The organism is Enterobacter cloacae complex sp. HYC003_NIDB (assembly GCF_056673375.1).
In genome coordinates, this window is sequence record NZ_CP114220.1 from 524,513 (window position 1) to 543,345 (window position 18,833).

At 56.7% G+C, this 18,833-nt stretch carries 15 protein-coding genes; 7 read left to right on the forward strand and 8 right to left on the reverse strand.

The window, feature by feature from the left end:
• Positions 1-154 precede the first annotated feature (154 nt).
• Positions 155-1,096, forward strand: a complete 942-nt coding sequence (mnmL, locus tag O1722_RS02485) for a tRNA modification radical SAM protein MnmL/YtqA (protein ID WP_096152317.1) — start codon at positions 155-157, stop codon at positions 1,094-1,096.
• On the opposite strand, the gene O1722_RS02490 is transcribed toward mnmL, so the two are convergent.
• Positions 1,076-2,578, reverse strand: a complete 1,503-nt coding sequence (locus tag O1722_RS02490; RefSeq protein ID WP_017382723.1) for a helicase HerA-like C-terminal domain-containing protein — start codon at positions 2,576-2,578, stop codon at positions 1,076-1,078. The two genes, mnmL and O1722_RS02490, sit on opposite strands and share 21 nt — an antisense overlap.
• 137 nt (positions 2,579-2,715) lie before the next feature.
• On the opposite strand from O1722_RS02490, the gene O1722_RS02495 reads away from it, so the two are divergent.
• Positions 2,716-4,362 carry a dihydroxyacetone kinase subunit DhaK gene (locus O1722_RS02495; RefSeq protein WP_032649667.1) on the forward strand — a complete coding sequence of 549 codons (1,647 nt, stop codon included), beginning with the start codon at positions 2,716-2,718 and terminating at the stop codon, positions 4,360-4,362.
• 92 nt (positions 4,363-4,454) lie between these two features.
• Here O1722_RS02495 and ahr read toward each other — a convergent pair whose 3' ends face one another.
• The 5 genes from ahr to pepA all read right to left on the reverse strand — a co-directional run bounded on the left by ahr (position 4,455) and on the right by pepA (position 11,113).
• Positions 4,455-5,474, reverse strand: coding sequence for an NADPH-dependent aldehyde reductase Ahr (gene ahr, locus O1722_RS02500; RefSeq protein ID WP_017382725.1), 1,020 nt, complete (start codon positions 5,472-5,474; stop codon positions 4,455-4,457).
• Between the two features lie 83 nt (positions 5,475-5,557).
• The gene (locus O1722_RS02505) at positions 5,558-6,061 is read right to left on the reverse strand and encodes a GNAT family N-acetyltransferase (RefSeq protein WP_017693907.1); all 504 of its coding nucleotides are present in this window, start codon (positions 6,059-6,061) and stop codon (positions 5,558-5,560) included.
• 123 nt (positions 6,062-6,184) lie between these two features.
• Positions 6,185-9,040 carry a valine--tRNA ligase gene (locus tag O1722_RS02510; protein WP_033487760.1) on the reverse strand — a complete coding sequence of 952 codons (2,856 nt, stop codon included), beginning with the start codon at positions 9,038-9,040 and terminating at the stop codon, positions 6,185-6,187.
• Positions 9,040-9,483, reverse strand: coding sequence for a DNA polymerase III subunit chi (holC, locus tag O1722_RS02515; RefSeq protein ID WP_003861884.1), 444 nt, complete (start codon positions 9,481-9,483; stop codon positions 9,040-9,042). The genes O1722_RS02510 and holC overlap by 1 nt, the downstream gene beginning before the upstream one ends.
• 118 nt (positions 9,484-9,601) lie before the next feature.
• Positions 9,602-11,113: a leucyl aminopeptidase gene (pepA, locus tag O1722_RS02520; RefSeq protein ID WP_003861882.1), complete on the reverse strand. Its 1,512-nt coding sequence runs from the start codon at positions 11,111-11,113 to the stop codon at positions 9,602-9,604.
• A gap of 265 nt (positions 11,114-11,378) precedes the next feature.
• Between pepA and lptF the strand changes: the two genes are divergently transcribed.
• The 5 genes from lptF to mtgA all read left to right on the forward strand — a co-directional run bounded on the left by lptF (position 11,379) and on the right by mtgA (position 17,640).
• The gene (lptF, locus tag O1722_RS02525) at positions 11,379-12,479 is read left to right on the forward strand and encodes an LPS export ABC transporter permease LptF (RefSeq protein ID WP_000584142.1); all 1,101 of its coding nucleotides are present in this window, start codon (positions 11,379-11,381) and stop codon (positions 12,477-12,479) included.
• On the forward strand, positions 12,479-13,561 hold the full coding sequence (lptG, locus tag O1722_RS02530) for an LPS export ABC transporter permease LptG (RefSeq protein ID WP_001147540.1): 1,083 nt from the start codon (positions 12,479-12,481) through the stop codon (positions 13,559-13,561). The genes lptF and lptG overlap by 1 nt, the downstream gene beginning before the upstream one ends.
• A 137-nt stretch (positions 13,562-13,698) precedes the next feature.
• On the forward strand, positions 13,699-16,032 hold the full coding sequence (arcB, locus tag O1722_RS02535) for an aerobic respiration two-component sensor histidine kinase ArcB (RefSeq protein ID WP_033487759.1): 2,334 nt from the start codon (positions 13,699-13,701) through the stop codon (positions 16,030-16,032).
• Positions 16,033-16,264: 232 nt separating this feature from the next.
• A complete protein-coding gene (elbB, locus tag O1722_RS02540; protein ID WP_015571987.1) occupies positions 16,265-16,918 on the forward strand; it encodes an isoprenoid biosynthesis glyoxalase ElbB in 654 nt (217 codons plus the stop codon).
• Complete coding sequence (gene mtgA, locus O1722_RS02545) at positions 16,915-17,640, forward strand: monofunctional biosynthetic peptidoglycan transglycosylase (protein WP_015571986.1); 726 nt, start codon at positions 16,915-16,917, stop codon at positions 17,638-17,640. Before elbB ends, mtgA begins: the two co-directional genes overlap by 4 nt.
• 39 nt (positions 17,641-17,679) lie before the next feature.
• On the opposite strand, the gene npr is transcribed toward mtgA, so the two are convergent.
• Both npr and rapZ read right to left on the reverse strand, forming a co-directional pair.
• A complete protein-coding gene (gene npr / locus O1722_RS02550) occupies positions 17,680-17,952 on the reverse strand; it encodes a PTS phosphocarrier protein NPr (RefSeq protein WP_003861872.1) in 273 nt (90 codons plus the stop codon).
• Complete coding sequence (gene rapZ, locus O1722_RS02555; RefSeq protein WP_003861870.1) at positions 17,949-18,803, reverse strand: RNase adapter RapZ; 855 nt, start codon at positions 18,801-18,803, stop codon at positions 17,949-17,951. Before rapZ ends, npr begins: the two co-directional genes overlap by 4 nt.
• Positions 18,804-18,833: the final 30 nt, after the last annotated feature.

Genomic DNA, 18,833 nt, shown 5'->3' on the forward strand with positions numbered 1-18,833 from the left:
AAAAGTAATTACGTACAGGGTGAATGAAATCTCGGTAATCGTGATTATTTATTCAAGCAGATAAAGGCCGTCCAGGGCGATTGATCCAGGTCATCGCCGACAGAGGCTAAAAATGGCAGGCTTGTCCCCTTTCTTCGGGACGGTCTATCAGATTATGCAGTTACAGAAATTAGTCAATATGTTTGGTGGGGATCTTTTGCAGCGCTATGGGCAAAAAGTTCACAAACTGACGCTGCACGGCGGCTTTAGCTGTCCGAATCGCGATGGCACTATCGGGCGTGGTGGCTGCACTTTCTGTAACGTGGCCTCGTTTGCTGACGAGGCCCAGCAGCATAAATCTATCGCTGAACAGCTCGCCCATCAGGCGAGTCTGGTGAATCGCGCGAAGCAGTATCTGGCCTATTTCCAGGCCTACACCAGCACGTGGGCTGAGGTGCAGGTGCTGCGCTCGATGTATCAGCAGGCGGTTGCTCAAGCGAACATTGTCGGGCTGTGCGTGGGGACGCGTCCGGACTGCGTGCCGGAGGCCGTGCTGGATTTACTTAGTGAGTACAAAGAGAAGGGCTACGAGATCTGGCTGGAGCTGGGCTTGCAGACCGCGCATGACAAAACCCTGCACCGTATCAATCGCGGGCATGATTTCGCCTGCTACCAGCGCACCACGCGTCTCGCCCGTGAGCGTGGATTAAAAGTCTGCTCGCATCTGATTGTCGGCTTGCCAGGAGAAGGGCAGCAGCACGGGCTGGAAACGCTGGAAAAAGTCGTCGAGACCGGCGTGGATGGCATTAAGCTGCATCCGCTGCATATCGTGAAGGGCAGCATAATGGCGAAAGCATGGGAAGCGGGGCGGTTAAGTGGTATCGAACTCGACGACTATACGGTGACGGCGGGGGAGATGATTCGCCACACGCCTCCGGAGATTGTTTACCACCGCATCTCGGCCAGCGCCCGCCGCCCAACGCTTCTGGCACCGCTCTGGTGTGAGAACCGCTGGACGGGGATGCTGGAAATCGACCGCTATCTACAGGAGAACGGCGTACAGGGGTCGGCGCTTGGCCGCCCGTGGGTTCCCCCGCTACCGGCGACGGCCGCCTAGCAGACTTCCCAGCATGCCGCGTACTATCTGGTTGGTAATCTGACGCGTCGCGCTTTTTGCCATGGTCTGAACTACGCCATCGCGTTTGCCGCCGCGTGGCCCGGTGCTGCCGAACAGAATATCTTTCAGCCCGCCGAGAATGCCGTCGTCCACGGCAACAGATTGCCCTTTTGCGGCAGGGGCATCCTGCGATTCGGCAGTCGCCTGCACCCCTTTTTGCAGCATCTCGAACGCGGATTCGCGATCCACCTCGTCTTCATACTTCCCGTACACCGGGGAGTGATTAATCAGGGCGTTGCGTTCATCGTCCGTTACCGGCCCCATGCGCGAGCAGGGCGCAATCACCATCGCACGCTCGACAACTGTCGGGCTGCCTTTTGCATCGAGGAACGATATCAGCGCTTCACCGGTACCCAGCGCCTGAATGGCGGTTTCGGTATCAAAGGCCGGATTGGCGCGCATGGTTTGCGCCGCGGCTTTCACCGCTTTCTGATCTTTCGGCGTAAAGGCGCGCAGGGCGTGCTGCACGCGGTTACCCAACTGCCCCAGTACGTTGTCCGGAATATCCGACGGGTTTTGCGACACAAACCAGACCCCGACGCCTTTGGAGCGGATCAGGCGGATAACCTGTTCAATTTTATCCAGCAGCACCTGCGGCGCGTCGTTAAACAACAGGTGCGCTTCGTCAAAGAAGAACACCAGTTTGGGTTTTTCCAGATCGCCTGCTTCCGGCAGTTGTTCGTACAGTTCAGAGAGCATCCACAGCAGGCTGGCGGCGTAAAGCTTCGGCATCTGGTAGAGCTTCTCTGCGCTCAAAATGTTGATGATGCCTTTGCCGCTGCTGTCGGTACGCATCCAGTCTTTGATATCCAGCATTGGCTCGCCGAAGAAGTGTTCGGCCCCCTGTTGCTCCAGCGTCAGGAGCCCGCGCTGAATGGCGCCCACCGAGGCGCTGCTGATATTGCCGTACTGGTTCTGGAAGGATTTGGCGTTATCACCGATGTACTGGGTGATGGCGCGCAGATCTTTGAAATCGAGCAGCAGCAGCCCCTGATCGTCGGCGATACGGAAGATAATGTTCAGTACCCCGGACTGCACGTCGTTGAGGTTAAGCAGACGGGCCAGCAGCAGCGGGCCGAGGTCGGAGACGGTGGCACGCACCGGATGGCCTTTTTCGCCGAAGATATCCCAGGCCACCACCGGATTACCGTGCGGCGTCCAGTCCGTGATGCCGATACTTTTCAGGCGCTCAAGCAGTTTTTCTGACGCTGCACCTTCCTGAGCCACCCCGGTTAAATCGCCCTTCACGTCAGCCATAAAAACCGGCACGCCAGTCTCTGACAACGACTCAGCCAGCTTTTGCAGGGTGACGGTTTTTCCCGTCCCGGTCGCGCCGGTGATCAGGCCATGACGGTTCGCCATCGCGGGCAGTAAAAACAGCTCTTTTTCCAGCGTCCTGGCGATTAACAATGGTGTACTCATGATGCACGTCCTCTCGTAGTCCTGGGTGGAGTATAGGCAACCTGACGGCAAAATGTCTGCGTAAATTCCTCACTTTGCGGCGCATTATCCAGTGCGGACTATGCTTTTGCATACGGTAAACAAAATTTTGGGAAACTATGTCCAGATTCTTTTTTAACGACCGCAAACAGCTTGTCAACGATGCCATTGAAGGCATACTTCTCTCCGCGCCGCACGGTAATCTCGTCAAACTGGATATCGATCCGGCCATCCGCGTGGTGGCTCGCGGCGACTGGGATAAAAGCCGCGTGGCGGTGATCTCCGGTGGCGGCTCCGGCCATGAACCGGCACATGCCGGGTTCGTCGGTAAAGGCATGCTTACCGCAGCGGTATGTGGCGATCTGTTCGCTTCCCCAAGCGTGGATGCGGTCCTCAATGCCATTGTGGCGGTGACGGGCGATCGTGGCTGCCTGCTGATTGTGAAAAACTACACCGGTGACCGGCTTAACTTTGGCCTGGCGGCGGAAAAAGCCAAACGCTACGGCCTGAAGGTCGAGATGGTTATCGTGGCGGATGATATCGCCCTACCGGATAACAAGCAGCCGCGTGGTATCGCGGGAACGGCGCTGGTGCATAAGATTGCGGGATATGCGGCAGAACAGGGGAAATCGCTGAACGACGTGCGGGATATTGCGCAACAGGCCTGTGATAACCTCTGGAGCCTGGGGGTTGCGATGCAAACCTGTAACCTGCCGGGTAGCGATGATGAAGAAGGACGCATCAGGCAAGGCCACGTGGAGCTGGGGCTGGGGATTCACGGCGAGCCGGGGGCATCGGTGGTGGATACGCAGAACAGCAGGGCGATTATCGATACGCTGGTGACGCCGCTAAAAGCCCAGGCGGGTGACGGGCGCTTTGCGGTGCTGATCAACAACCTCGGCGGCGTGTCAGCGCTGGAGATGGCTCTGCTCACCAAAGAGCTGGCGCATTCGGCGTTGAAAGAGAACATTGCGTATCTGATTGGCCCGGCGCCGCTGGTGAGTGCGCTGGATATGAAAGGCTTTTCGCTAACGCTGTTAAAGCTCAACGATTTCTTCGAGAAGGCGATTCACGCCGAGGTCGAGACGCTGGGCTGGCAGAAGCCCGTCGCGTTCGCGCCCCTGCGTACCGTCCCCCATAGCGCCCTTCATGATCGCGTGGAATATACCCCGTCGGACAATCCGCAGGTGAGCGAGGCCGTCGCCTCGGTAACGAAAACATTGATCCAGCTGGAAAATCGCCTTAACGCGCTGGATGCCAAAGTAGGCGATGGCGATACGGGCTCCACCTTTGCGCAAGGGGCGCGGGATATTGCGCAGCGACTTGAGGAGAACAACCTGCCCCTTAACGACGTGCCGACATTACTCCTGCTGGTGGGGGAGCGGCTGGCAACGGTGATGGGCGGATCGAGCGGCGTATTGATGTCGATCTTCTTCACGGCGGCAGGACAAAAGCTTCACGATGGACAGTCGCTACCTGAAGCATTGCTGAGCGGACTGGCGCAGATGAAGCAGTATGGCGGTGCAGATCTCGGCGATCGTACGCTGATCGATGCCCTGCAACCGGCGCTGGAGGCGTTACAGAAAGGCAATATTCAGGCGGCAGCGCAGGCCGCGCAGCAAGGGGCTGAAGCAACGGCGAAAATGGCGAAAGCCGGCGCGGGACGCTCGTCGTACGTGAATAAAGAGAATCTGGACGGGGTGATGGATCCGGGGGCGGTCGCGGTGGCGGAAGTGTTTAAGACCATGGTAGATGCAAAACGGTAACAACCGTTACCGTTTTTAGTGTTTGCGCCCTCTCCCTGTGGGAGAGGGTTGGGGTGAGGGCATCAGGCCGCACATTCCCCGGCAATCTCACATCAGAAATCCGCTTTCAACACCACGCGGTAGCGGGCTTTGCCGTCGCGCACGTGCTGGATCGCTTCGTTGATTTTTGACATCGGATACAGCTCGGTGGTGGGTGCCACTTTTGTGCGTCCGGCAAACTTCATCAGCTTGCGCAGCTCGTACGGTGTACCGGTCGCGGAGCCTGACACGCTGCGATCCCCGCCGATCAGGGTAAACGCCGGAACCGGCAGCGGCTTCATCACCGCACCCACGGTGTGGAAGTTACCGCCGTAGGCCAGGGCTTCAAAGTACGGCTGCCAGTCGAGATCGACGTTCACGGTGTTGATGATCAGGTCAAACTGGCCTGCCAGAGCGGTGAGCGCCTGGGGATCGCGACTGTTCACCACTTTATCCGCACCCATCGCCAGCACTTCCTGCTCTTTCGCCGGGTTAGAGCTAAACGCCGTGACTTCACAGCCCATCGCGTGCAGCAGCTTGATGGCGATATGGCCCAGACCGCCAATCCCGATCACGCCCACGCGGCTGGTGGCGGTGACGTGATGCATCAGCAGCGGTTTAAAGACGGTGATACCGCCACACAGCAGCGGACCGGCGGATTCGATATCAATGCTGTCCGGCAGCGGGATAACCCATTGCCAGTCGGCGCGCAGCTTATCGGCGAAACCGCCCTTGTTCAGGATGGTCGGCGTTGCGCCCTCAAGGCAGTTGATCTGATTGCCGCTGATACAGGCGTCGCAGTGGCCGCAGCTGCGTGCCGTCCAGCCGATACCCACGCGCTGGCCCACTTTCAGCCCTTTGTCCTGCGCGGCGCTGCCGAGCGCCACGACGCGGCCAATGACTTCGTGCCCGGCCACCAGCGGATAGCTGGAGAAGCCCCATTCATTGTCGATCATCGAGAGATCTGAGTGGCAGATCCCGCAGTAATCAACCTGTACTTCGACGTCTTCCGCTTTTAGTTCGCCCGCATCGTACTCGTACAGCTCAAGTTCTGCACCCGCCTGCGGTGCGGCGTAGCTTTTTATCTTCGACATCGCATTTCCCCTGTTTTGGTGTGAACTGTGAGTGTAGAGCATTCAGTTTACAGACGCTTAACAGAAGACGGCAGGAACAAAACTTACAGATTTTTCAGCATCCTGACTTCGCAGTCCACGTGGCCCGTGCAGCCCAGTGGCGCATCAATATGCTCAAAGCCGAGATGTTCATACAGGCCAATGGCCTCTTTAAGGAAAGCGGTGGTTTCAAGGTAGCAACGTTTAAAGCCCTGTGAGCGTGCATGTTCCAGGGCGACCAGCGCCAGCTTTTTCGCCAGGCCTTGTCCGCGTATCGTTGGCAGGAAATACATTTTCTGGAGTTCACAGATATCCGGCTCGCTGCAAAGCAGTGGGGCAATGCCGCCGCCGCCCACGACCTGGCCGTCCTGCTCGATGACCCAGTAGGCATGGCCCGGCTGGCTGTACAGCTGAAAAAGTTCGTCCAGATTTGGGTCGGCCACGGTGTAGCCTTTGTCGGCGGTCAGGCCATATTCGGCAGAAACCGTGCGGATAACGGCGGCGATAGCCGGGTTGTCCTGCTCAGTGATCCGACGCATTGTCGTCGCGACGGGGGTAATCACGCTCATAGCATTACTCATGACAAAAATTGACACACAACTGCTGTTAATAGCACCGCAGAAAGGGGAGTGCAAGCGAGGAGTTTTCAGGAAGGATACCCCTTACGCCCTGAAGCGTAAGGGGTAAAAGCATTACAGCGCCGCGATAACCGCCTGCTGCTCGATCAGTTTGGTCTTCGCATCGGCGAAGGCAACCAGACGCTCACGCTCTTTGGCGATGACCGCTTCCGGCGCGCGGGCCACAAAGCCCTCGTTCGCCAGTTTGCTTTCGATTTTGCCAATTTCCACGTCGACTTTCGCCACTTCTTTCGCCAGACGCGCCAGCTCCGCATCTTTGTCGATCAGGCCCGCCATCGGGATCAGCAGCTCCGCGCCGTCGATGATTTTGGTCACGGAAACCGGACCTTTGTCATCGGCAGGCAGCACGGTGATGCTTTCCAGACGCGCCATGGTTTTCAGGAAGGTGTTGTTCTCGGTGACGCGACGAACGGCAGCTTCGCTGCAACCGCGCAGCAGCAGCTCCAGTGGTTTACCCGGAGCGATGTTCATTTCCGCGCGGATGTTACGTACCGCAACGATCGCCTGCTTCAGCCACTCGGTATCCGCAGATGCGGCTTCATCCACTTTCGCGGCGTCGAATGCCGGGAACGGCTGGAGCATGATGGTATCGGCATTAATACCGGCAATCACCTTCACGCGCTGCCAGATGGTTTCGGTGATGAACGGAATGATCGGGTGCGCAAGGCGCAGCAGACCTTCCAGAACGGTAATCAGCGTATTACGCGTGCCGCGCAGTTCCGCTTCAGAACCGCCGTTCATGACCGGCTTCGCCAGCTCCAGGTACCAGTCGCAGAACTGGTTCCAGGTGAATTCGTACAGAATGCCTGCCGCGATGTCGAAGCGGTAGCTGTCCAGCGCGTCGCGGAATGCTTTCACCGTCTGGTTAAATTCCGCCAGGATCCAGCGGTCTGCCAGAGACAGGGTCATTTCGCCGCCGTTAAAGCCGCAATCCTGATCTTCGGTGTTCATCAGCACGAAGCGGCTGGCGTTCCACAGCTTGTTACAGAAGTTACGGTAACCTTCCAGACGCTTCATATCCCAGTTGATGTCACGACCGGTGGAGGCCAGCGCCGCCAGGGTGAAGCGCAGGGCGTCGGTACCGTGAGATTCGATCCCGTTCGGGAACTGCTTCTCGGTACGCTTGCGGATTTTCTCCGCCAGCTGCGGCTGCATCATGTTGCCGGTACGTTTTTCCAGCAGCTCTTCCAGAGAGATACCGTCCACCATATCCAGCGGGTCGATAACGTTACCCTTGGATTTGGACATCTTCTGGCCTTCGTCGTCGCGGATCAGGCCGGTCATGTAGACGGTATGGAACGGAACCTGCGGCTTGCCGTCTTCGTCTTTGATGAAGTGCATGGTCATCATGATCATGCGGGCGATCCAGAAGAAGATGATGTCGAAGCCGGATACCATCACGCTGGTTGGATGGAACTGACGCAGCGCGTCGGTGTTTTCCGGCCAGCCGAGGGTAGAGAAGGTCCACAGTGCGGAGGAGAACCAGGTATCCAGCACGTCTTCGTCCTGGCGCAGGGCAACGTCAGCGCCCAGGTTGTTTTCATGACGCACTTCCTCTTCGGTGCGGCCAACGTAGACATTGCCTTCGTTGTCGTACCACGCCGGGATACGGTGACCCCACCACAGCTGACGGGAAATACACCAGTCCTGAATATCGCGCATCCAGGAGAAGTACATGTTTTCGTACTGCTTCGGCACGAACTGAATGCTGCCGTTCTCAACCGCTTCCACAGCCGGTTTCGCCAGCACGTCGGCACGCACGTACCACTGGTCGGTCAGCATTGGCTCGATAACCACGCCGCCACGGTCGCCGTACGGCACGGTCAGATCGTGAGGTTTAATCTCTTCCAGCAGGCCGAGTGCGTCAACGGCGGCTACGATGGCTTTACGCGCGGCAAAGCGCTCCAGCTTCTGGAACTCAGCCGGGATGTCGCTGGAATAAACGTCGGATTCGTTGCCTTTGGTGTCATACACTTCTGCGCTTTCGCGGATATCGCCGTCGAAGGTCAGAATGTTGATCATCGGAAGTTGATGACGACGACCGACTTCATAGTCGTTGAAGTCATGCGCCGGGGTGATTTTCACGCAGCCGGTGCCTTTTTCCATGTCGGCGTGTTCGTCGCCCACAATCGGAATACGGCGGTTCACCAGCGGCAGCACCACGAATTTGCCGATCAGATCTTTATAACGCGGATCTTCCGGGTTAACGGCCACGCCGGTATCGCCCAGCAGGGTTTCCGGACGGGTGGTCGCCACCACCAGGTAATCTTTACCGTCGGCGGTTTTTGCGCCGTCGGCCAGCGGATAGCGGATGTGCCACATGGAGCCTTTAGACTCGCGGTTTTCCACTTCCAGGTCAGAGATGGCGGTGCGCAGTTTCGGGTCCCAGTTGACCAGGCGCTTGCCACGATAAATCAGGTCTTCTTTGTACAGGCGCACAAAGACTTCTTTCACGGCGTTGGACAGGCCTTCGTCCATGGTGAAGCGCTCGCGCTCCCAGTCTACGGAGTTGCCGAGACGGCGCATCTGACGGGTAATGGTGCCGCCGGATTCTGCCTTCCACTGCCAGATTTTGTCGATGAACGCGTCGCGACCGTAGTCGTGGCGGGTTTTACCCTCTTCAGCGGCAATTTTACGCTCAACCACCATCTGGGTCGCGATACCCGCGTGGTCAGTCCCCGCCTGCCACAGGGTATTTTTGCCCTGCATGCGCTGGTAGCGGATCATGGTATCCATGATGGTCTGCTGGAAAGCATGCCCCATATGCAAACTGCCGGTGACGTTCGGCGGCGGGATCATGATGCAGAAGGACTCTTTGCTTTCGTCGCCGTTAGGCTTGAAATAGCCCTGCTGTTCCCAGTGCTCGTAAAGCGGCTGTTCGATATCGCGTGGGTTATATGTCTTTTCCATTATTTCCAGGTTGCCGTATTCAGGTTAAAACCGGCCAGGCGGTACGCTTTGTAGCGTTCGCGCGCCAGTTGTTTCAAGGATTCTTCGTAAGGGACAAAGTCTACCACTTCTGTGAAAGCGGTGGCAAAATCTGCAAAGTCTGTCCGCAGGCTAATGAGAATATCGCGCGCGCTGCTGTTGCGTTTTTGCGGCCAGGCAATCTCCACCGGTGCCCCGCCGCGTGGACCTTCGCCCGACAGGTTATGCGGAACAAAACTCTCCGGCGGGCGCGCCCATAGCGCTTCATCCAGGCGAATCGCCTGCTGCTCATCTTCACAGGCAATCAGGACGCGTTTACCTGCGCGCCAACGTTCTGCGGCAATTTCACACACCAGCTGTTCAACGGCGCTGAGGCCATCCTGATGGGTGTCATTGTCCAGAAGGTAGAACGTTGCATTCTTCATATATGGGGCTTCTTGTCGTGGATTTAAATGCAAAGCCGGGTGGCGCTTCGCTTACCCGGCCTACGGTTGAGTGATGCTGTAGGCCGGGTAAGGCGAAGCCGCCACCCGGCGTTTTTCATCACTCGTCGCCGTTAAAACCCGCACGATTGAGCAGGAACTGCGACAGCAGCGCCACCGGACGTCCGGTCGCGCCTTTGGCTTTACCGGAGCGCCATGCGGTCCCCGCGATGTCCAGGTGCGCCCAGTTGTACTTGCGGGTAAAGCGCGCCAGGAAGCAGCCCGCGGTAATAGCTCCGCCAGGACGACCGCCGATGTTCGCCATGTCTGCGAAGTTAGACTCCAGCTGTTCCTGGAACTCGTCCCCCAGCGGCAGACGCCACGCGCGGTCGCCGGCCTGCTCGGACGCGCCGATCAGCTCATGCGCCAGCGGGTTGTGGTTCGACATCAGGCCGGTGATGTGATGGCCCAGCGCGATCACGCAGGCGCCGGTCAGGGTAGCCACGTCGATAACCGCTTCAGGTTCGAAACGCTCAACGTAGGTCAGCACGTCACACAGCACCAGACGGCCTTCGGCGTCGGTGTTCAGCACCTCAACGGTCTGGCCGGACATGGTGGTCAGCACATCACCCGGACGATAAGCGCGGCCGCCAGGCATGTTTTCGCAGCCCGCCAGCACGCCGATCACGTTGATGGGCAACTGAAGTTCCGCGACCATGCGCATGACGCCGTAAACCGCCGCCGCGCCGCACATGTCGTACTTCATCTCATCCATGCCTTCTGAAGGCTTGATGGAGATACCGCCGGAGTCGAAGGTCAGCCCTTTACCGACGAGCACGATGGGTCGCGCATCTTCTGACGGATTGCCCTTGTACTCAATGACCGACATCAGGGATTCGTTCTGGGAGCCGTTACCGACCGCCAGATAAGAGTGCATCCCCAGCTCTTTCATCTGCTGTTCGCCGATAACGCGGGTGATGACGTTCTTGCTGTACGCGTCAGCCAGTTGGCGCGCCTGAGATGCCAGGTACGCGGCGTTACAGATGTTTGGCGGCATATTGCCAAGATCTTTTGCCGCTTTAATACCGGCGGCAATGGCCAGACCGTGCTGAATGGCGCGCTCGCCGCTGGTCAGCTCGCGACGGGTTGGCACGTTAAAGACCATTTTACGCAGCGGGCGACGCGGCTCGCTTTTGGTGGTTTTCAGCTGATCAAAGCTGTAGAGGCTCTCTTTTGCGGTTTCGACGGCCTGGCGCACTTTCCAGTACGTGTTGCGGCCCTTAACGTGCAGCTCCGTCAGGAAGCAGACGGCTTCCATCGAACCAGTATCATTCAGTGTATTAATGGTTTTCTGAATAACCTGCTTGTACTGGCGCTCATCAAGCTCACGTTCTTTACCACAGCCAATCAGCAGAATACGCTCGGACAGGACGTTCGGAACATGGTGCAGCAACAAGGTCTGCCCTGGTTTGCCTTCCAGTTCGCCACGGCGCAGCAGGGCGCTGATATAACCGTCGCTGATTTTATCGAGTTGCTCGGCGATCGGGGAGAGTCGGCGTGGTTCAAAGACGCCCACAACGATGCAGGCACTCCGCTGTTTCTCCGGGCTACCGCTTTTTACACTGAACTCCATGCACTACGCTCCTGAATCTTAAAGACAACGGCGGCGGCTACGGATAGAATTGAAACCTTTCGTAACTCATGTCCGCCGTTGTGGTGACTTCGTGTTAATCTTACGTTACTACGGTTTCGACACGTCAATAAATGTCATGAAGCGCGAATCCGCCGGGTTTTTTAATCTTAGCGATGATTTCGACGACTCAAGAGAATAAATGACGTTTAAGCCATGAAACAAGCTAAATTCCTGCATAAGACGAGTTTTAACGGGCGTATTTAAAGTGATAATCATAAGATATCTGGTTCGGGAGACGCTGAAGAGCCAACTGGCGATCCTCTTTATCCTCCTTCTGATCTTTTTCTGTCAGAAGCTGGTCAGGATCCTCGGCGCGGCGGTTGATGGCGAAATCCCAACGAATCTGGTGCTTTCCCTGCTCGGGCTTGGCGTGCCGGAAATGGCGCAGCTTATCCTGCCGTTAAGCCTGTTCCTTGGTCTGCTGATGACCCTGGGTAAGCTCTATACCGAAAGTGAAATCACCGTGATGCATGCCTGCGGCCTCAGTAAAGCCGTACTGGTAAAAGCAGCCATGGTGCTGGCGCTGTTTACGGGCATAGTTGCTGCGGTTAACGTCATGTGGGCGGGGCCGACCTCGTCCCGTCATCAGGATGAGGTGCTGGCGGAAGCAAAAGCTAACCCGGGGCTGGCGGCGCTGGCGCAGGGGCAGTTCCAGCAGGCGACCGACGGTAACTCCGTGCTGTTTATCGAAAGCGTCGATGGCAACCGCTTCAATGACGTGTTTCTTGCTCAACTTCGGCCGAAAGGTAACGCTCGCCCTTCTGTGGTGGTAGCGGACTCTGGTCAGCTGGCGCAGCGTAAAGACGGCTCTCAGGTTGTCACGCTGAACAAAGGAACGCGTTTCGAAGGCACGGCTATGCTGCGCGACTTCCGTATTACTGATTTTCAGAACTACCAGGCCATCATTGGTCATCAGGCCGTCGCGCTCGATCCCACGGATACTGAGCAGATGGATATGCGCACCTTAATGAATACCGATACCGATCGTGCGCGTGCTGAACTGCACTGGCGTATCACGCTGGTATTCACCGTATTTATGATGGCGCTGATGGTGGTTCCGCTGAGCGTGGTAAACCCGCGTCAGGGCCGCGTGCTGTCGATGCTGCCAGCGATGCTGCTGTATCTGGTGTTCTTCCTGCTGCAAACCTCAATCAAGTCTAACGGCGGGAAAGGAAAAATTGACCCGATGATCTGGACCTGGGTCGTGAATGGTTTGTATCTGCTGCTGGCAGTCGGACTCAACTTGTGGGACACGGTGCCTGTGCGTCGTCTTCGTGCCCGGTTTACGCGTAAAGGAGCCATCTAATGCAGGCGTTTGGCGTACTTGACCGCTATATCGGTAAAACGATTTTCACCACCATCATGATGACCCTGTTCATGCTGGTGTCGCTCTCGGGCATTATCAAATTTGTCGACCAGCTGAAAAAAGCCGGGCAGGGGAGTTACGACGCGTTGGGCGCCGGAATGTATACCTTGCTCAGCGTACCAAAAGATGTGCAGATCTTCTTCCCGATGGCGGCCCTGCTGGGTGCGCTGCTGGGTCTGGGGATGCTGGCTCAGCGTAGCGAACTGGTGGTGATGCAGGCATCGGGTTTTACCCGTATGCAGGTTGCGCTGTCGGTAATGAAAACCGCGATCCCGCTGGTGCTGTTGACCATGGCGATTGGCGAATGGGTCGCGCCGCAGGGCGAACAGATGGCGCGTAACTACCGTGCTCAGGCTATGTACGGCGGTTCACTGCTCTCCACGCAGCAGGGATTATGGGCGAAAGATGGTCAGAACTTTGTCTATATCGAACGCGTGAAAGGGGACGATGAACTGGGCGGCGTGAGTATCTATGCCTTCAATAACGATCGTCGTTTACAGTCGGTGCGTTATGCCGCCTCCGCTAAATTTGATGCGAACAACAAGCTTTGGCGGTTATCCCAGGTTGATGAATCTGACCTGACGAACCCGAAACAGATCACCGGTTCGCAGACCGTTAGCGGTACCTGGAAAACCAACCTGACGCCGGACAAGCTTGGGGTGGTAGCGCTCGATCCCGATGCGCTCTCCATCAGCGGTCTGCATAATTACGTGAAGTATCTGAAATCGAGCGGACAGGATGCGGGGCGTTACCAGCTCAACATGTGGAGCAAAATCTTCCAGCCGCTGTCCGTGGCCGTGATGATGCTGATGGCGCTATCGTTCATCTTTGGACCGCTGCGTAGCGTGCCGATGGGGGTTCGCGTGGTAACCGGTATCAGCTTTGGTTTTGTGTTCTACGTCCTCGATCAGATTTTCGGTCCGCTGACGCTGGTGTATGGCATTCCGCCAATTATCGGCGCACTGTTGCCGAGCGCCAGTTTCTTCCTGATCAGCCTCTGGATGCTGCTAAAACGCTCCTGATAAACCTTCTTCCTCGCTCCCGGTTGCCCGGGGGCGAGGCTAATCTCCTGTTTCACCCCGCACTTTTTCTCACAACCTTCAACGCCTCGCCGTGAATTTGAGTATTATTGAGCGATAAAGTCGTGAAGGGATCCTCTATGAAGCAAATTCGAATGCTGGCCCAGTACTACGTCGACCTGATGATGAAGCTCGGGCTGGTGCGTTTTTCCATGCTGCTGGCGCTGGCGCTGGTCGTTCTGGCCATTGTCGTGCAAATGGCCGTGACCATGGTTCTGCATGGTCAGGTCGAGAGCATCGACGTGATCCGCTCTATTTTCTTTGGCCTGCTGATTACCCCATGGGCGGTCTATTTTCTCTCCGTGGTGGTTGAGCAGCTGGAAGAGTCCCGACAGCGTTTATCGAAACTGGTGGATAAGCTGGAAGAGATGCGCGAGCGCGATCTCAAACTCAACGTCCAGCTCAAGGACAACATTGCCCAGCTGAATCAGGAAATTTCAGACCGTGAGAAGGCGGAAGCCGAGCGTCAGACCACGCTTGAGCAGCTAAAAGTTGAGATGAAAGAGCGTGAAGTGACGCAGATCCAGCTTGAACAGCAATCCTCTTTCCTGCGCTCGTTCCTCGATGCGTCGCCGGATCTGGTGTTCTACCGTAATGAAGATAAAGAGTTCTCCGGCTGTAACCGGGCCATGGAACTGTTGACCGGGAAAAGCGAAAAGCAGCTGATCCACCTGAAACCTCAGGATGTCTATTCCGAAGAGGCGGCAGCAAAAGTGATGGAGACGGATGAAAAGGTCTTCCGCCATAACGTTTCGCTGACCTATGAGCAGTGGCTGGACTATCCTGACGGGCGCAAAGCCTGCTTTGAGATCCGCAAAGTGCCTTATTACGACCGGGTGGGGAAACGTCATGGTCTGATGGGCTTTGGCCGTGATATCACCGAGCGTAAGCGCTATCAGGATGCGCTGGAACGCGCCAGCCGGGATAAAACCACCTTCATCTCCACCATCAGCCATGAACTGCGCACCCCGCTGAATGGCATTGTGGGGCTGAGCCGCATTCTGCTGGATACCGAGCTGACCAGCGAGCAGGAAAAATACCTGAAAACGATCCACGTCTCGGCGGTCACGCTGGGCAATATCTTCAATGATATTATCGACATGGATAAGATGGAACGCCGTAAAGTTCAGCTCGACAACCAGCCGGTTGATTTTACCGGTTTCCTCGCGGACCTGGAAAACCTGTCAGGTTTACAGGCTCAGCAAAAAGGGTTGAGCTTTGTGATGGAGCCAACGCTGCCGTTGCCGCATAAAGTGGTGACGGACGGCACGCGTCTGCGTCAGATCCTGTGGAACCTCATCAGCAACGCCGTGAAGTTTACCCAGAAGGGGCAGGTTGCGGTGCGCATTCGCTATGACGAAGGCGACATGCTGCACTTTGAAGTTGAGGACTCGGGTATCGGCATTCCTCAGGAGGAGCAGGATAAGATCTTCGCCATGTATTATCAGGTTAAAGACAGCCACGGCGGTAAACCGGCGACCGGTACGGGCATTGGACTGGCGGTGTCGAAACGTCTGGCGAAAAGTATGGGCGGGGATATCACCGTTGCCAGCCAGCCGGGTAAAGGCTCCACCTTTACGCTTACCGTCCACGCGCCTGCCGTGGCGGAAGAGGTGGAAGATACGTTTGAGAACGACGATATGCCGCTGCCAGCCCTGCACGTCCTGCTGGTGGAAGATATTGAGCTGAACGTCATTGTCGCCCGGTCGGTACTGGAAAAACTCGGTAACAGCGTGGATGTGGCGATGACCGGCAAAGCCGCGCTGGAGATGTTCACGCCGGGCGAGTATGACCTGGTGCTGCTCGATATTCAGCTACCGGACATGACCGGGCTGGATATCTCCCGCGAGCTGACGCGTAAATATGCTCCTGACGAGCTGCCGCCGCTGGTGGCGTTGACCGCAAACGTGTTGAAAGATAAAAAAGAGTATCTTGAGGCCGGTATGGACGATGTGCTCAGCAAGCCGCTGGCGGTACCCGCCCTGACGGCGATGATCAAGAAGTTCTGGGATACCTGTGATGAAGAGGAGAGCACCATGACGTCTGTTGATAGCACTAAAGCCCAAACGATACTGGATACCGCCATGCTGGAGCAGTATATCGATCTGGTGGGACCAAAACTGATCACCGATGGCCTCGCCGTGTTCGAAAAAATGATGCCGGGCTATCTGAACGTGCTCGAATCCAACCTGACGGCGCGTGACCAGAAGGGCATCGTCGAAGAGGGACATAAAATCAAAGGCGCGGCAGGATCTGTCGGGTTACGCCATCTCCAGCAGCTGGGCCAACAGATTCAGTCTCCTGATTTACCTGCCTGGGAAGATAACGTAGGTGATTGGGTCGAAGAGATGAAACAAGAGTGGCAAAACGATGTGGCAGTGCTGAAAGCCTGGGTGGATGCCAGAAAAAAATGACCCCGGCTATACCGGGGTGCGCGAATACTGCGCCAACACCAGGGAAATCGTGGCTGCGCCTGATTTTTATGGGTTGTTTTCGCATGGACGCCGCCTGAAAATTGAGGCCGCACGCAGATAAGATAGCAAATCTTAAACAGTTTGTTACATGAATCAGTGAAATGTGTGAAGCATAGCGTTTTAATCAGAATTTTTAATGTGCTTCAGCGAGTTGCATAGAAGGATCGTCAGAATGAAAAAGATTGGTGTCGTGCTGAGCGGATGTGGTGTTTACGATGGTTCAGAGATACATGAAACCGTATTAACGCTGCTGGCATTATCGCGCCAGGGAGCAGACGTTATCTGCTTCGCCCCGGATAAAACCCAGGCAGACGTGATTAATCATCTCACCGGCGAGCCAATGGCGGAAAGCCGTAACGTGCTGATTGAAGCGGCGCGTATTGTGCGCGGCGATATTCACCCGCTGGCACAGGCCGATGCCGCTGAGCTTGATGCGCTCATCGTGCCGGGCGGTTTTGGCGCGGCGAAAAACCTGAGCACGTTTGCAACGGAAGGCACGGCGTGTCATGTCGATCCCGATTTGAAAGCGCTATCGCTGGCGATGCATGCGGCAGGTAAGCCGCAGGGCTTTATCTGCATTGCGCCGGCCATGCTGCCGAAAATTTTTGATTTCCCGCTGCGGCTCACGATCGGAACCGACATTGATACCGCTGAGATTGTCGAGGATATGGGCGGCGAACACGTGCCATGTCCGGTAGACGACATTGTGGTGGACGAGGACAACAAGATCATCACCACGCCAGCGTATATGCTGGCGCAGAACATCGCCGAGGCTGCCGCAGGCATTGAAAAGCTGGTGGACAGAGTGCTGGTCCTGACCGAATGAGTCGTAAATTCTCCCCCGGCGGGTGGTTAAAACGGATCCTGCTGCGTATTGTGCTGGTCCTGGCCGTGTTCTGGGGCGGCGGTATTGCGCTGTTCAGCATCCTGCCCGTCCCGTTCTCGGCCGTGATGGCAGAGCGGCAGATTAGCGCCTGGCTCTCAGGTGATTTTGGCTATGTTGCCCATTCTGACTGGGTCAGCATGGATGCAATCTCGCCGTGGATGGGGCTGGCGGTCATTGCGGCAGAAGATCAGAAATTCCCGGAGCACTGGGGTTTTGACGTGGCGGCTATCGAGAAGGCGCTGGATCATAATGAACGTCATGAAAACCGCGTCCGCGGCGCATCGACGCTTTCTCAGCAGACGGTAAAAAACCTGTTCTTATGGGACGGTCGCAGCTGGGTGAGAAAAGGGCTGGAGGCCGGGCTGACGCTGGGCGTCGAGACGGTGTGGAGCAAAAAACGCATTTTAACCGTCTACCTGAATATCGCGGAATTTGGTGACGGCGTATTTGGTGTCGAAGCGGCATCGCAGCGCTATTTTGGCAAGCCCGCCAGCAGGCTGACTATGTCCGAAGCGGCACTGCTTGCCGCCGTGCTGCCGAACCCGCTGCGTTTTAAGGCCAGCGCCCCGTCAGGCTATGTGCGAAGCCGCCAGGCGTGGATTATGCGCCAGATGCGTCAGCTGGGTGGGGAAGGGTTTATGGAGCGAAATAATCTTAGGTAGGGCGGGTAAGCGCAGCGCTACCCGCCGACATGGCGAACGTTAGTCTTCGTCAAACCCGGCGTTGAACAGGGCAATCACTGCCGCCAGCGCTTCTTCTTCCTGCGGGCCGGTGGCTTCAACTTCAATCTGACGGCCTTTGGCAGAATCCAGCATCAGTAGCGCAATCACGCTGTTGGCTTCTGCCTCGGTTCCCTCGTCGTTGCGCAGCAGCACCTCCGCATCAAAACCTTGCATCAGTTCAAACAATTTCATTGCCGGGCGTGCATGCATGCCCAGCTTGTTGGTGATCTCAACGGTTTGTTTTACGGTCATGTTTTACGTTTTTCCAGCGTGCGATGACGGGACTGAACGTTCTTTCCGCGTGAGCGGAAGTAATCGGCCAGCTGTTCGGCAATGTAGACCGAACGATGTTTACCGCCGGTACAGCCAATCGCCACCGTCAGGTAGCTGCGATTGTTTGTTTCCAGCATAGGTAACCATAGCTCAAGGTAGCTTCGCGTCTGGTAGATAAAATTGTGTACTTCTGTGTGTCGGTCGAGGAACGCCGCCACCGGCTTATCCAGACCGGTCATCGGACGCAGTTTCGGATCCCAGTGTGGGTTCGGCAGGAAACGCACATCAAAAACGTAATCCGCATCGATAGGTATGCCGTGCTTAAAGCCGAAGGATTCAAACACCATCGTCAGTTCGCGCTCGCGCTTGCCGAGTAAGCGCGTACGCAGCATTTCCGCCAGCTCGTGGACGGACATTTCAGAGGTGTCGACAATCAGGTCGGCCCGGGAACGCAGCGGCTCAAGCAGATCGCTCTCTTTATCGATGGCGCTTTCCAGCGAAAGATTTTTACTGGAGAGCGGATGCAAACGACGTGTATCGCTGTAGCGACGGATCAGCGTGTTGCGGTCAGCGTCCAGGAACAAGAGCTGAGGCGAGAAGCATTCCGGCAGGCTGTTCATTGCCTGCTCGAAGATTTCCGGCGATTCCGGCATGTTACGCACGTCGATACTGACGGCGGCAGAGATTTGCCTGTCCGCCAGCGTCCGCGCCAGATCGGGTAACAACACTACCGGCAGGTTATCTACACAGTAAAATCCCATGTCTTCCAGCGCGCGCAGGGCCACGGACTTCCCGGACCCCGAACGACCGCTGACGATCATCAGCACCATGTTCCGTTTCTCCTCAGGGCAGCCGTACTG